We start from the raw sequence: 628 nt of genomic DNA on the forward strand, positions 1-628 counted from the left end.
CCCTGATGAAGAGCCCGATCGCCATGCCCGCCTCCCTGCACGCGGGCACGCCGGAGGTGGCCGTCGCCGGCAGCGCCGGCGCCCCCGTCCTTGCCCTGCGCTTTCTGCGCCACCCGGATGCCCCTGCCGCGCCCGCCCGTATTCTGCAAAGCCGTACGGTGGCAAGCCTGGCGGAGCGGACAGGCCGGCAGTACGGCAGCCGCCCCCTGAAAGATGAGGCCGGGCACCTGCTGCCTGATGCCACCACCGTCACCGCCCTCAGCGGCCAGGGCATTATGCTGCACACCGCCGACGGGGATGCGACGTACACACTCAGCGACGCCGCCGGGCGTCCTCTCTGGACCCGCAACGCGCAGGACACCGTGAACAGCTTCACTTACGAGCCGGCCGGGACGGCCGGGCGCCTGCTGACGGTGACCGAAGTGAGTGCGGATGGCGGCACTCGCGTACGGGACAGGCTCTCTTATGTCGCCGCAGACGATGCGGACGCGAAGGCCCGTAACCTGGCGGGTACCGCAGCGGTGCGCTATGACAACGCCGGACTCACGGAGACGCTGAGCGTGGCCCTGACCGGGCAGCCCCTGAAAAGTGAGCAACGGCTGCTCCCCGCCGGCGCGCCGGCGCCCGA

General features: G+C 71.2%; 1 pseudogene. It reads left to right on the forward strand.

Annotation, left to right across the window (positions count from 1 at the left end):
• A pseudogene (locus tag ACTJJI_RS26205) lies at positions 1-628 on the forward strand (hypothetical protein); the annotation flags it as partial.

Source organism: Enterobacter sp. 22466, assembly GCF_052044775.1.
Taxonomy (GTDB): domain Bacteria; phylum Pseudomonadota; class Gammaproteobacteria; order Enterobacterales; family Enterobacteriaceae; genus Enterobacter; species Enterobacter dissolvens.